The sequence below is a fragment of the Hyphomicrobium sp. ghe19 genome, assembly GCF_902712875.1.
Classification (GTDB): domain Bacteria; phylum Pseudomonadota; class Alphaproteobacteria; order Rhizobiales; family Hyphomicrobiaceae; genus Hyphomicrobium_B.
This window is the reverse complement of the sequence record NZ_LR743509.1, coordinates 3,868,306-3,880,379: the sequence shown is the minus strand read 5'-3', so window position 1 is coordinate 3,880,379 and position 12,074 is coordinate 3,868,306. Positions and strand designations below refer to the sequence as shown.

General features: G+C 58.1%; 20 protein-coding genes. All 20 read left to right on the top strand.

Annotation, left to right across the window (positions count from 1 at the left end; genetic code table 11):
• The first annotated feature begins 283 nt into the window (after positions 1–283).
• The 20 genes from AACL53_RS18375 to AACL53_RS18280 all read left to right on the top strand — a co-directional run bounded on the left by AACL53_RS18375 (position 284) and on the right by AACL53_RS18280 (position 12,074).
• Positions 284–496 carry a hypothetical protein gene (locus AACL53_RS18375; protein WP_339085996.1) on the top strand — a complete coding sequence of 71 codons (213 nt, stop codon included), beginning with the start codon at positions 284–286 and terminating at the stop codon, positions 494–496.
• 60 nt (positions 497–556) lie between these two features.
• The gene (locus AACL53_RS18370; protein WP_339085995.1) at positions 557–754 is read left to right on the top strand and encodes a hypothetical protein; all 198 of its coding nucleotides are present in this window, start codon (positions 557–559) and stop codon (positions 752–754) included.
• Between the two features lie 66 nt (positions 755–820).
• Positions 821–1,051, top strand: a complete 231-nt coding sequence (locus tag AACL53_RS18365) for a hypothetical protein (RefSeq protein ID WP_339085994.1) — start codon at positions 821–823, stop codon at positions 1,049–1,051.
• A 61-nt stretch (positions 1,052–1,112) separates the two neighbouring features.
• The gene (locus AACL53_RS18360; protein WP_339085993.1) at positions 1,113–1,370 is read left to right on the top strand and encodes a hypothetical protein; all 258 of its coding nucleotides are present in this window, start codon (positions 1,113–1,115) and stop codon (positions 1,368–1,370) included.
• Between the two features lie 71 nt (positions 1,371–1,441).
• Positions 1,442–1,708 carry a hypothetical protein gene (locus AACL53_RS18355; RefSeq protein WP_339085992.1) on the top strand — a complete coding sequence of 89 codons (267 nt, stop codon included), beginning with the start codon at positions 1,442–1,444 and terminating at the stop codon, positions 1,706–1,708.
• Positions 1,709–1,745: 37 nt separating this feature from the next.
• On the top strand, positions 1,746–1,934 hold the full coding sequence (locus AACL53_RS18350) for a hypothetical protein (protein ID WP_339085991.1): 189 nt from the start codon (positions 1,746–1,748) through the stop codon (positions 1,932–1,934).
• A gap of 17 nt (positions 1,935–1,951) precedes the next feature.
• Complete coding sequence (locus AACL53_RS18345) at positions 1,952–2,182, top strand: hypothetical protein (protein WP_339085990.1); 231 nt, start codon at positions 1,952–1,954, stop codon at positions 2,180–2,182.
• Positions 2,183–3,083: 901 nt separating this feature from the next.
• Positions 3,084–3,266, top strand: coding sequence for a hypothetical protein (locus AACL53_RS18340; RefSeq protein WP_339085989.1), 183 nt, complete (start codon positions 3,084–3,086; stop codon positions 3,264–3,266).
• Positions 3,267–3,389: 123 nt separating this feature from the next.
• Entirely contained in the window at positions 3,390–3,665 is a 276-nt protein-coding gene (locus tag AACL53_RS18335; protein ID WP_339085988.1) for a hypothetical protein, read from the top strand.
• A 453-nt stretch (positions 3,666–4,118) separates the two neighbouring features.
• Positions 4,119–4,565, top strand: a complete 447-nt coding sequence (locus tag AACL53_RS18330; protein ID WP_339085987.1) for a hypothetical protein — start codon at positions 4,119–4,121, stop codon at positions 4,563–4,565.
• Complete coding sequence (locus AACL53_RS18325) at positions 4,565–6,322, top strand: terminase large subunit (protein ID WP_339085986.1); 1,758 nt, start codon at positions 4,565–4,567, stop codon at positions 6,320–6,322. Before AACL53_RS18330 ends, AACL53_RS18325 begins: the two co-directional genes overlap by 1 nt.
• Positions 6,323–6,550 (top strand): hypothetical protein, encoded by a 228-nt coding sequence (locus tag AACL53_RS18320; RefSeq protein WP_339085985.1) that lies wholly within the window; start codon positions 6,323–6,325, stop codon positions 6,548–6,550. It begins immediately after the preceding gene.
• Complete coding sequence (locus tag AACL53_RS18315; protein ID WP_339085984.1) at positions 6,547–7,821, top strand: phage portal protein; 1,275 nt, start codon at positions 6,547–6,549, stop codon at positions 7,819–7,821. The genes AACL53_RS18320 and AACL53_RS18315 overlap by 4 nt, the downstream gene beginning before the upstream one ends.
• Positions 7,814–8,518, top strand: a complete 705-nt coding sequence (locus AACL53_RS18310; protein WP_339085983.1) for an HK97 family phage prohead protease — start codon at positions 7,814–7,816, stop codon at positions 8,516–8,518. The genes AACL53_RS18315 and AACL53_RS18310 overlap by 8 nt, the downstream gene beginning before the upstream one ends.
• Positions 8,519–8,533: 15 nt before the next feature.
• Complete coding sequence (locus tag AACL53_RS18305; protein WP_339085982.1) at positions 8,534–9,916, top strand: phage major capsid protein; 1,383 nt, start codon at positions 8,534–8,536, stop codon at positions 9,914–9,916.
• An 82-nt stretch (positions 9,917–9,998) separates the two neighbouring features.
• A complete protein-coding gene (locus tag AACL53_RS18300) occupies positions 9,999–10,439 on the top strand; it encodes a hypothetical protein (RefSeq protein WP_339085981.1) in 441 nt (146 codons plus the stop codon).
• A gap of 68 nt (positions 10,440–10,507) precedes the next feature.
• On the top strand, positions 10,508–10,714 hold the full coding sequence (locus tag AACL53_RS18295; protein ID WP_339085980.1) for a hypothetical protein: 207 nt from the start codon (positions 10,508–10,510) through the stop codon (positions 10,712–10,714).
• Between the two features lie 44 nt (positions 10,715–10,758).
• Positions 10,759–11,091 (top strand): hypothetical protein, encoded by a 333-nt coding sequence (locus AACL53_RS18290; protein ID WP_339085979.1) that lies wholly within the window; start codon positions 10,759–10,761, stop codon positions 11,089–11,091.
• 189 nt (positions 11,092–11,280) lie between these two features.
• The gene (locus tag AACL53_RS18285; protein WP_339085978.1) at positions 11,281–11,739 is read left to right on the top strand and encodes a hypothetical protein; all 459 of its coding nucleotides are present in this window, start codon (positions 11,281–11,283) and stop codon (positions 11,737–11,739) included.
• Positions 11,736–12,074, top strand: a complete 339-nt coding sequence (locus AACL53_RS18280) for a hypothetical protein (RefSeq protein WP_339085977.1) — start codon at positions 11,736–11,738, stop codon at positions 12,072–12,074. Before AACL53_RS18285 ends, AACL53_RS18280 begins: the two co-directional genes overlap by 4 nt.

The window sequence follows — 12,074 nt, the reverse complement described above, 5'->3', positions numbered from 1 at the left end:
CGAGGCCTGTTCAATCAACTTTTCGTGATTTGCTGTATTATTTATGAGCTACGATACTAATTGGCATGTCAAAGCAACCTAAACGAGGCCGGAAGGTGGAACAGGTTCGGGTCGGTCGTCCCCCGAAAGAGGGAGGTACGATGGGAAAGCCGTTCATGCTCAGACTTCCAGAAGATCTCCAGGAGGAGATTGACGAAGTAACCGCAGCGCTTCCTGACCGCAAAGAGCGATCGGTAGCCATCCGAATGTTGCTGCGCGAAGCGCTAGAGGGGAGAAAGCAGCGATGAGTAAAGCCTATGCAGATATCGTTGCAGCGACGGCCGGCCTTCGGGTGGCCTTGAAGGCGGCAGGGATGAGCGATGGTATCGTCGTCGAACTGAGCGCCAATGATGCCGAGAAGCTTGAAGGTATCGTTCCAGAAGCGCACATCGGCCGAAGCACGGCTTGGGGGCGCTACTGTGATATTGCGGGCGCAACATACAAGCTGGAAGACTGAGCGGGTTCGATTGGAGACTTGGCTATCGTTGGTTCTGAGTTTTTTGGGGGGAAGCCTGACATGGTCGAACGGCCGATCGCCGACGTCGTCGAGTCGCTGATCTCGCAAGGATACTCAGTCGAGGAAGCCGCCGAGCCTGGCCGCTATGTCGTCAATGCGCTTGAAATGAGCGCTGCCGATATGCGCTCACTACTGGCAGATGGCCATTTCGAATTCCCGACTTTCCGCGATGTGTTTCGAAAGCGGAGAGGCGAATAGGGACTACTCTCGGCCGAAAGCGCTGGGTATTCTCGGGCGAAACTCAAAAAGGGGGAGTGACGGCCGATGCAAGACCAGCACCTGCGCGAGCTACAGCGGCAAACGCGTATCATGGCCGAGAAAGAGGCGTCGAGACAGTTTGCAGGTGTCACCGTGCTGGGCTTCATCGGTGAATTTGTTTGGGCGTACAACTGGCCGCACACAATTCCGAATTGGCCATGGGTGCTGGGATTAGGACCGTTCGCGCTGGGTGCTCTGGCGGCAGTTGCTGAGTACCGGCGGCACACCCGAGGCTGATCGAATCGCTACGGCGCTGGGCTTGGCACGTCAAAACGGAACTTAGGGCGCGAGGCTAAAGATGCTCCGCATATTCCGACTTTCGGCCGCGAAAGATTGGTTCACCGCTACGATTGACCGCTCGGGTCGCAATCTGCCGGCGGGCGAGCACCTCGACGGGGTGACGTGGATATACGTTCGCGATGTCGACGAGACCCAATTGCCGGACTTGGTGTTCAATGCCAAAGATGCGGGTGAGGCCTTCGCACAAAGCGGATATTTCCACCTCGAAAAGAAGCAGTGGAAAGACAAACGGTTTTTCGATCGGCTGATCGCCTGATCGAATCGCCGCCTTGCTGGGGTTGATACTCAAAAAACGGGCTCAGGATTTGGGAACGAGGGAGGATCGTCATGTCAGAAAGTCCGCAGCACATCATCACCGTCGAATTGTGGGAAACCGGCGGCCTTTTCGAACGGCTGCGCGAAAATCTCGGCAAAGAGCTCCACCCCGATTTGGCTTACGATCTGGGAGTGTCTTCGGTTGTCCCGTGGATGGTTGTCGAGCATGGCGGCGAAATGAAGAGCCGCCGCGATCCGCTGAAGCTTTGGGTAAAGCTTCAGCGGGCTTTTACGCCCGCCGAGGCCGCCGACATCCTAAAGCGGGCGACAACGCGATAACTTTCATCGCCGAGCCAATCAAGGAAGGATAGGGCAAATGGCAAAAAGCGAAGAAATCCTGTCAAAACCCGCCCACAAGATGACGACAGAGGAATTATTGTCGTCGTTGCTCCGGACCTTTCAGGTCTCGATTGATCCCGGTTCCCCCAAATACGCCAGGGTAGCGGCGTCGACGGCAAACAAACAGATCACCACTGAACTCGCATTGCGTATCGACCGGGATTGACGAGGGGAAAAGCGGATATGACGCTCGTCAACGCGCGCACCGGCTCAAAAATGCAGCCCGCGAAGCTTCAGCTTGGGGAAGGCCGCGACGGCGAGGTGTGGCTTACGATGACCGCTCTCGGCGACGGGCGCGTGGCAATTCGAGTCGGCGATGAAAGCCTACAGTTAGATGAGGCGAGTTTTCGCGAGCTCGCATCTTGGGTGGTAACCGTTGCTCTTCAGCAAGACCCATTATCGAGGTCAAAATGACGAAATCGCCGAAACCGCGCGAGCGGAAGTGGCTTATAGAGACCATATGGCCCTCGAATAGCGACTGGGTTCGCGATTTATTTTGCAGGCCATCGGGCGATCAATTTGAGCCGCAATTCACCGTTTTGGAAATTCAGGGCGAAAAAAACGAAAAAAACCAATAGTACCCCCTTTACGCTTTGGCCCGAATCTGTGCGAATCGTTTCTACCGTCGCGAGACGTGTGAGATTGAAACCCGGCACCCGAGCGATGCCGGGTTTTTTCGTGCCGAATTGATCCGGCCAGGCTATGCAAAACCAAAGCTGCCGCGTCGCAGACGCCAGCCTCAAGCGAGCAATCAGCCGACCGCGAAGAAATCGACCCGAATGCTCTCGCCCGTTGACGGAACTCGACTTAGATCAAGTTCGAACCCCGCCGCCGCCAGGTGCACCGCTCATAGGTGCGTAACTGTCGCTGACAATTCGTGAAAATTCGGACCCGCCTCGAGGGGTGCCAGGAAGGCACCGGCCTTGCTCGAGGGTATGCCACGGGCAGGCCTACAGCGCCGTAAGGACCGCACGAACTCGGGACAACCTGGCCGCGGTAACTCAGGAGGCTGTCATGTGATCGTATGACCTCGAAATCCGATAGAGGGCCTTTAGTTGCCGGGAGTTGGCCGCCCCAAAATCACATCGCGGACTTTAAATAAAGGGGACTGACGTTATGGCCGGACAACCGACGGCGACGGACAGTCCCCAAATCTGCAAAAGCGGCGATAATTATTCAAATCTCATTCACGGTTTGAATAATTCGAATTCGCAGGCATTCGCATAGGCGGGCAATCGCCCAAGCGATATAGGGCCGAGGCCGTACGGTCCTTTGCTCGCCTAGCCGAATACCTGCAATTGGAGCTCGAGAGGGGATGGAATTCCAGAAATGGTTAGACCGCCTCGCTCGGCTGATCGAATACGGTTTCAATCTGCCCGATGGCGACGGCGCGAAATATATCGCGACCGGCGGTGTGACGTGTTGGCGTGAAATGTTCGACGGCGGCCTCTCGCCCGAGGACGCGTTGGAAAAAGAATTCGCGGCCGCAAGGCACTAACGGAGCTCGAGATGTCCGCCGGCGCTTTCGTCTGCCTCGTCCTCGCGTTTCTGCTCGCCCACGGCGGGTGTGCGGCTTGGCCGTTCTTCTTGCTTTTCGCAGTTGCATTCGAGGCGTGAAGTCATGACGGCGACCAACGCTAGCCGGCCCATGTCGACGACAACCGATGCGCTGTTCTACTCGCCGGCATTCGTCATTGGCTTCGGCGATGGCTACGCGGGCAAACGTTTCATTTATCCCGAGGGCAAGCGCGGGCCGAACCCCCACCTTCGCAGCGCGCAACTCGCCTACGAGCGCGGCCGACAATTCGGCGTGCTATGGCGCGGCCGATCGGTTGCCGATCTGACGGCGATGAAAGCGGCGCTGCAGGCCTTCCACGACGAGAGGCTGATCACTTAAGGGAGATGGAGTCTTCGCCGATGCTCCGAACGTTGATGCCGCGCATTCGGACAATGGACACGCGCACCGTGCGCCCGCCACCGAAGGTGGCCGAGGACTTCTACTCATCGTCCGAATGGCGTGCGTTTGTCGCTGATCTCATTCGCGAGCGCGGCAGGGTCTGTGAAGACCCTCAGTGCGATGGCCGAACTCATCGGCCTGACATGCGCGTGTACGCTGATCACATCGTTGAGATGAGAGACGGCGGCGCTCCACTCGATAGGCGCAACATGATGCTGAGGTGCGCCGCCTCGCATTCACGCAAGACGGCCCGCGAGCGCGCGAAACGGATGGCGAAGAGAGACCACCCCCAGGGGGGATAAAATCTTCACAAAGTTAGGGGGCCCCCACCGCACAGGGTCTCACGCGCACAATTTTTTTTCTCCGGGAGAATTCAGGGGTTTTTGTACAAAAATGCGAAATTCAGGAAAGGCAGGGAAAAGCCGTAAAAAATCAACGCGACGTGCAAAAAGTGCAGGCGGACGGCCCACTTTTGAGCCTGATGGCAATCAGCGCGAGCTCGTCGAAGTGTTGGTCGCCGGCGGGCAGGGCGAGGAAGATATCGCTCGAGTTATCGGTGTATCTCGCGGAACTCTGCGAAAATTCTTCAAGGAGGAGTTGGCGACTGGCGCTGCAAAGCGACGCGGCGAAGTCCTCCTGGCTCAGTACCGAGCGGCCGTTGCGGGCAACGCATCCGCTCAAGAGAAGTTCTTACGCAAGGGCGAGATCACGTCGGCCGCCGACCGCGTCGCCCCGAGTGAAAAGCCCGGAAAAAAAGAGGCGATGCAGACCGCGGCGTCGAACGTCACAGGTAAATTCGCACCGCCGCCGGCGCCGAAACTTGTGGTCAATAACGCCTGATGGAATGGTCGACTGCGGTTCCGAATTGGGAGCATCGTATACTTGCGCGCGAACCGCTCATTCCGTTCGAGCCGCTGTTTCCCAATGAAGCCGAGCAGGCACTCGAAGTATTCAAGTCGCTGCGAGTCGTCGACATTGCCGGTCAGCCGACATTTGGTGAAGCCTGCGCCGACTGGGTGTTTGATTTTGTTCGTGCGATCTTTGGTGCCTATGACGCAGGAAATGCCAAGCGGCTGATCCGCGAATTCTTCCTGCTCATCTCCAAGAAGAACGGGAAGTCGACCATCGCGGCCGCGATCATGTTGACAGCGCTAATCCGAAACTGGCGGCATTCGTCTGAGCTGTTGATCCTGGCACCGACACTCGAGATCGCAAACAACTCCTACAAGCCGGCCGCCGATATGGTGCGCGCCGATCCGGAGTTGGTAACGTTGCTTCACGTTCAGGACAACTTCCGCCAGATCACGCATCGTATCACCAAGGCGGTCTTGAAGGTTGTTGCGGCCGATACCGATACGGTCGGTGGCAAGAAGGCCGCTTTCGTTCTCGTCGACGAATTGTGGATCTTCGGTAAGAAGCTGAAGGCCGACGCGATGTTGCGCGAAGCGACGGGAGGGTTGGTTTCGCGGCCGGAAGGCTTCGTGATCTATCTTTCGACCCAGTCTGACGAACCTCCGGCCGGGGTGTTCAAAGCGAAGCTCGATTACTTCCGCGATGTTCGCGACGGCAAGATCGTCGATCGTAAGAGTCTTGCCGTTCTCTACGAATTTCCGCCCGAAATGGTGGAACGAGAAGCCTACCTTGATCCTTCGTATTTTTACGTCACCAACCCAAACATTGATCGCTCGGTCGATCGTGATTGGCTTCTTGACGAACTGAACAAGGCGAAAAATAGCGGCCCAGGCGCGCTCGCCTCGCATCTCGCTAAGCATCTGAACATCGAGATCGGAATCAACCTCCGGTCCAATCGCTGGCCCGGCGCCGACCACTGGATCTCAGCGGTTGACGCGGATCTTGCAGCCATCAACGCGAGGTCATCATTCGATGCGTTTTACGCACTGCTTGACCGCTGTGAATGCGTCACCCTCGGGGCTGACGGAGGTGGTCTCGACGACATCTTCGGGCTCAGCGCTATAGGGCGAGAGCCGGACGAAATTGAAATTGAAGTTGAGGTGGCTGGCCGGACGACGGTCCAGCGCATGAAGCGTTGGCTTTGCTGGTCGCACGCATGGTGCCACAGCGGCGTGCTCGAGCGACGTAAGTCAATCGCACCGGTATTGCTCCAATTTCAGAAGGCCGGGGAACTGACGATCGTGGGCGACGAATTGAGCGATCTCGGTGCGATCGTCGAGATTATCCGCATCGTTAAGGAACGCGGCTTACTTGGCGGCGTCGGAGTTGACCCTGCCGGGTTGGGCGAGCTCGTAGAACTCTTGGCCGACATCGATGTCACTTCGGAAAACGAGCTTCTGTTCGGCGTGCCGCAGGGCTTCGGCATGATGAACGCGATCAAGACGACCGAGCGGCGCTTGGCGAAAGGTCTACTCCGACATGCCGGCGGCGCCATGATGGCGTGGTGCGTCGGGAACTTGAAGATCGAACCAACAGCAACTGCCATTCGCGCGACCAAGCAGAACGCCGGCGACGCCAAAATCGACCCTGCGATGGCGTTGTTCGATGCGGCCACGGTCATGGTCCGCAATCCCAGCCCGTCGCAGGGCTCCTACCTTGATGACAACGACTTGATGGTGATCTGAATGTTTCGAAGCATTGGAACGGGCTTTGCTGCGGCGGCCCTCGCGTTTCTGCGCGTGTTGCCGGACCTTCTAAGGGAAGGCGCCGGGTTGGCAGCGGTTGGCTCCATAGCCTATGGCGCGTGGCTCTTACATCCTGCAGCGGGGTTCATCGTAGGGGGCAGCTTGGTGTTGACCGGCGTGCTGCTCTCTTCGCGTACGACTAGTGCCCTGTCGGGTTCACAGACGTGAGAGGTGTCTTCGGCTCCATCGCAGGCGGCCTGGAGGCGAAAAGCGCCATAGTCTACGGCCCCATGGAAAGCCTGTGGGCCAACCTATTTGGCGGCGAGCCGTCCAAATCCGGTGTCTCGATCACCTGGAAGACGGCGCTTCAATGCACGACGGTCCTTGCATGTGCGCGCAGGATCGCGGAAGCCTTGATGGTGCCGTGCAAGATCTATCGACGCGACGCGAACTCAAAGACGCGGCAGGAAGATCGGTCCCATCCTCTCTATGCCGTTCTGGAAGATGCACCGAACCAATGGCAGAGCGGGCTCGAATATCGTGAGACGATCGGCCTTCATCTAGCACTTACAGGCAATCATTATTCGTTTATCGGCCGAGTCAACGGGCGGATCGATGAGCTTATTCCTCTCGTCGACTGTACGGCTCGAATGGCGTCCGATGGGAGTATGAAATACCGGGCGCAGATATTGCCCGGCCAAACCGCTGATTTCGATGCCAGCGAGATCTGGCATATTCGCGGTCCGTCGTGGAACGGAAGTGTCGGCCTCGATGCTGTGAAACTCATCCGCGAAGCGATCGGACTTTCCCTCGCATCGGAAGAGACGCATGCGCGTCTTCACAGCAATGGCGCGCAGCCGGGCGGTATTCTGACCACCGAGAAGGTGTTGGGCAAAGAGGCCAGGCAACGGCTTAGGGAACAGTGGGCAGCACACCAAGTCGGGCTCGCCAATCGCTTCAAGACCGCTGTGCTCGACAATGGCATTAAATGGCAGTCGCTCGCGATGACCGGTGTCGACGCGCAGCACATCCAGGTCCGGCAGTTTCAAGTTGAGGAATGCTGCCGAGGCATGGGTGTTCTGCCGATCATGGTCGGCTACTCCGGCGACAAAGCCGCGACCTACGCCTCGGCCGAGCAGATGTTTCTCGCACATCTCGTCCATACCGTGCGCCCGTTGCACGACCGCGTGGCATCGTCAGCCAAGCGCTGGCTGCTAACAAAGGAGGAGCGCGAGAAGGGATTCTACTTGTCCTTCCTAGAGCAGGCATTCCTGTCGCCAGCGATGAAGGACAAAGCGGAATACTTCAAAATCGCATTGGGCGGAGGCGGGAACCCCGGTTGGTTGACACCCGATGAGGTCCGCTCGTTCGACGAAATGTCGCCGAAGCCGGGCGGCGATCGCCTGTACGTGCCCGTCAACACAACGCCGATCGGAGACGACGGCTTCCCTCGTCCAATCGCGCGACAACCCGGCAGCAAGGATCCCGTCAATGGATAGATACCAGGCCAATTTCGAAATCAAATTCGCGTCTGGCGCAAAGGACGGTTCGTTCAGCGGCTACGGCGCCATCTTCGGCAACGTCGATTCGTACGGCGACGTCATCGAACGCGGCGCCTTCAAGGCTAGCCTGAATCAATGGGCAGAAAAAGGGAAGTTGCCGCCGATGCTCCTGCAGCACGGCGGATTTTTCGGTCCAGTCGACGACATGTTGCCCGTCGGCAAATGGGTCTCGATGGAAGAGAATGCAAAAGGGCTCAAAGTCGAAGGCGAACTATTCGCGCTCGGCACCGATCGCGGCCAGCTTCTCCACGAAGGCATGAAGGCGGGGTCACTTGACGGCCTGTCTATTGGATACCGCGCCAAAAAATTCACGATGGGAACGAAGCCTAGCGAACCGCGCCGCACATTGCATGAGATCGATCTCGTCGAACTCAGCATCGTGACGTTCCCCGCTAATGATAAGGCGCGTGTCGGCGCTGTGAAGTCCGCCGACATCGATGGCCTTAACTCGCTCTCCGACTGTGAGGACTTCCTGCGTGAGGCAGGCGGTCCGTCGTGGTCGAAGAAGACGGCTCGCGATTTCGTCAGCCGCTTGAAGTCGATCGCACGGCGTGAGGCCGGGGACGATCAGGACGTTAAGGGGCTTTTGGAGAGCATCCGCTCAACCCGAAAGCTGATCACTCCCCACCATTAAACGCAGGAGGCAGGAATGCCCGAACTTAAGGATGTGCTGGACGACGTCCAGCGCGAGGTGAAGAAGTTTGGCGACGACATTACGGGTTTGCGCACGTCCTTTGAGAAGGACCTGAAGCAGGTTCGCGATATCGCCGAGAAAGCCGGGCGTGATGCTGTCGACAACGGCCAGGTCAAAAAGGACTTGGAGACGCTGACGGCAGGTCTCGAGCAAAAGCATTCCGCAATCGAGGCGAAAGCCAAGGAACTTGTCGAGTCGGCCGTGAAGACGACCGGCACCCGGCTCGACGAATTCGAGCGGAAACTCAACCGTGCCCGTGTTCTCGGTAACGGTTCCGGCGAGGGCCAGGACGAGCTCAAGGCAGCACGCGATTTCACGGCAGCAGCGATGGCGGCGCGTGGCGAACTGAAGGCAAATACCGACCTCTCCGATGACAAAATCAATGTTGATGAAGTCAAATCGTACAGCATTGCTTTCAAGCGCTACCTTCAGATCCACGTGGCGAATCTACCCGAAGACCAGCGCAAGGCGATGAGTGTCGGCGTTGATCCGTCGGGCGGGTACCAGGTCAGCCCGACGGTGATGAGCCGGGTGTTATCGATTCAGCGCGAAAGTTCGCCGCTTCGCGAGCTCGCGTCGATCGAGACGGTCGGCTCCGACCAGGCCGAGTTCCCTGTTGACGACGACGAAGCGACGTCTGGCTGGGTCGGTGAGAACGAAGAGCGCGGCGATACGGGCACGCCTGAAGTTGGTCTGCAGAAGATCGATGTGCACGAGATCTTCGCGCAGCCTCGCGTTACGGCGAAGCTGCTCGATGACGCTCAGTTTGATGTTGAGGGCTATCTGGCTCGCAAGATCGGTGAGCGATTTGGCCGGGAAGAAGCCACGGCTTGCTTCTCCGGAAACGGCGTTCGGAAGCCGCGCGGATTCCTGACCTATCCGAACGGAACGACGCGAGGCAAGATCGAGCAGATTCTGAGCGGTAACGCGACGGACTTTGATTTCGACTCGCTCATCAACCTCATGGCCTCCCTCAAAGACTATTACACGAGCGGCGCCGCTTGGTTGATGAAGCGGCAGACCGTCGGCAAGTTGATGCTGAAGAAGGATGGCGATGGTCGGTACATCTGGCAGCCCAACGCCCAGGCGGGCAAGCCGTCCATTCTCCTTGGTCACGAGGTTCGTCCCGCCGCGGATATGCCGTCCGTCGAAGCTGGCGCGCTTCCGATCGCATTCGGCAACTTCAAGGCCGGATATACGCTCGTCGATCGTCGCGGTGCAGTGATGCTCCGCGATCCGTACACCAAGAAGGGGTCGGTTAAGTTCTACACGACCAAGCGCGTTGGCGGTGACGTAACCGAGTTCGAGGCGATCAAGCTTCTCAAGATCGCTGCATAGCCGGACGCGCGACGTATCGCGTATCCGATGGGGCGGCGGAAGCCGCCCCTTTTCCTTTCAACTCACCCCAAGGGCTCGAACCATGAATATGCACGGTCTTCTTTCCAATCTTGAAGGCCGCTGGCTCAAAGCCGCGGTAGCCAGCGCAAGCAACACAAACGATAGATCGGCGATTATCGACATGGCCGACTATGAATCGGCATTGTTTGTCACGTCGATCGAGACTGCCACTGCGACGGGCGTCGCGACACTGAAAGTGGAACAGAATGACGCCTCTCAGGACGTCGGCATGTCGGCCGTCGCCGACGCTCTCGCAACGCGAGCCAGCATCGCCAATGGGGATCTCAACGGCAAGCTTTTGCTCGTGGAAGTCCGGAACCCGGCCAAGCGTTACCTACAGGCCGTTCGAACATCGGCCGCCGCGAACATTGCGTTCGGAAGCGTAACAGTCTTTCTCCGGCCGCGGCGTTTCCCGGTTGAGCAGGGCGACACGGTTGCCGCGTCGGCGTTCGTTTCCGACTGACGTCATAACCATAACGATATCGGCGGAGCATCCGCTTCGCCGACTTCATTTTGGCCGGGAGAAAAACAATGTCTGACGCAAACACTAAGATTTATCGCAAGCCCGGAGGTAACGAACTCGTCGTTGCCGCTGGCGGCAAGCTGACCGTCGAGCCGGGTGCGCAACTGAAAGTTGGAGCGCTCGATCTCAGCGCCATTCCCAAGTCGGATCCAGCCGACGGGAAAACGATCTGGCTTGACAATGGCGTCCTGAAAGTCGCCGGCAGCGGTGGTTGATCTAACTCGCTCGATCGCACTGGAAACTTTTCAAGAGGATGGTCATGCACAAAGTCAAAAAGCCGTTTCGGTGTGCGTTCGACGGCATTCATGCCGAGGATCTGAAAGTCGACGACGTCCGAGACTTCGGAGACTTGGCGTCGGGTTTGTCCTCGGCCGGTTTGATCGGCGACGACAATGGCGACAGTCAGAAAGCAGCGGAGAAGGCGGCAGACGCAGCCCGCAAAGCGGCCGAGGAAGCGCATACTGCCTTGGCTAAGATGACGGTTGCTCAGCTGCGTCAGCTTGCGACCGATGAGAAGATCGAACTCGGTCCGGACGACAAAAAGGAAGTCGTGATCGAGAAGATCATCGCAGCCCGTATGAAGCAGGCCTAGATGCGCTCCTGGCTTGAGGTCACGACGCCTGCCGGTGACGTGACCCTATTATCCGCGGAAGAACGCCGACAGGCCGTCGGTATATCCGGCGATGCTCAGGACCCACGGCTCGCAACGCTTGATGCAGCCGTTGCGTCTGCCATCGCCGCGGAATGTCAGATCGCAGCGGGAAAAGGGGGGTCGCCGACTTTGCGCAAGGAAACGCTCAAAGAGCATTTCCGCGATGTGCAGTGTGAAGCGCTGCTCTTGTCGCGCCGGCACGACGTCGCCATCACTGAGATCAAGTTTGGCGACACCGATCTCGCGTCGACTGAATATGAAGTCGATCCAGAAGCAGGCATCGTCTATCGTTTGTTAAAGGGATCAACGACCTTCTGGTCCGCCGCGCAGATCGACATCACCTACGAGGCTGGCTTTGCCACCATACCGGCCGACCTCAAAATGGCTGCCATGGATTTTATGCGGCTGGCTTGGGCCGAAAAGGATCGCGATCCGTCGCTGAAGGGCGAGACAATAGAGATCCCTGGCGTATCGACAAAAAGGCGCGACTATTGGGTCGGTTCCGTTCCAGGCCAATCACATGAAGGCGCCGTTCCGGACATCGTTGCGGGCCAGTTAATGCGCTACCGAAACATGGTGATCGCTTGAACCCCCAGAGCTTCATTTCGGACCTCGACGCTGCTCTTGCCGACGCCGGCGAGACGATCACTATCCGCCGTTATACGGGAAACGGTGACCCAAGACCAAAGATTGAGGAGACTGTGCCGGCGGCGGTGCGCACAGTCCGGCCGGAACAACTCATCGGCCAGATCGACCAAACGGCTTCAAATGTCGTCGTGAGCCCAACCGGTCTCGCGGATTTTCTGCCACTCAAGAAGGGCGATAAGGCCGTAATTCAAAATCGAGAACGAAACATAGAAATCGCGAAGGCCACGGCCCTCCAGGACCGTGTCGTGCGCATCGATTTGGTAGTGTTAGGCTGA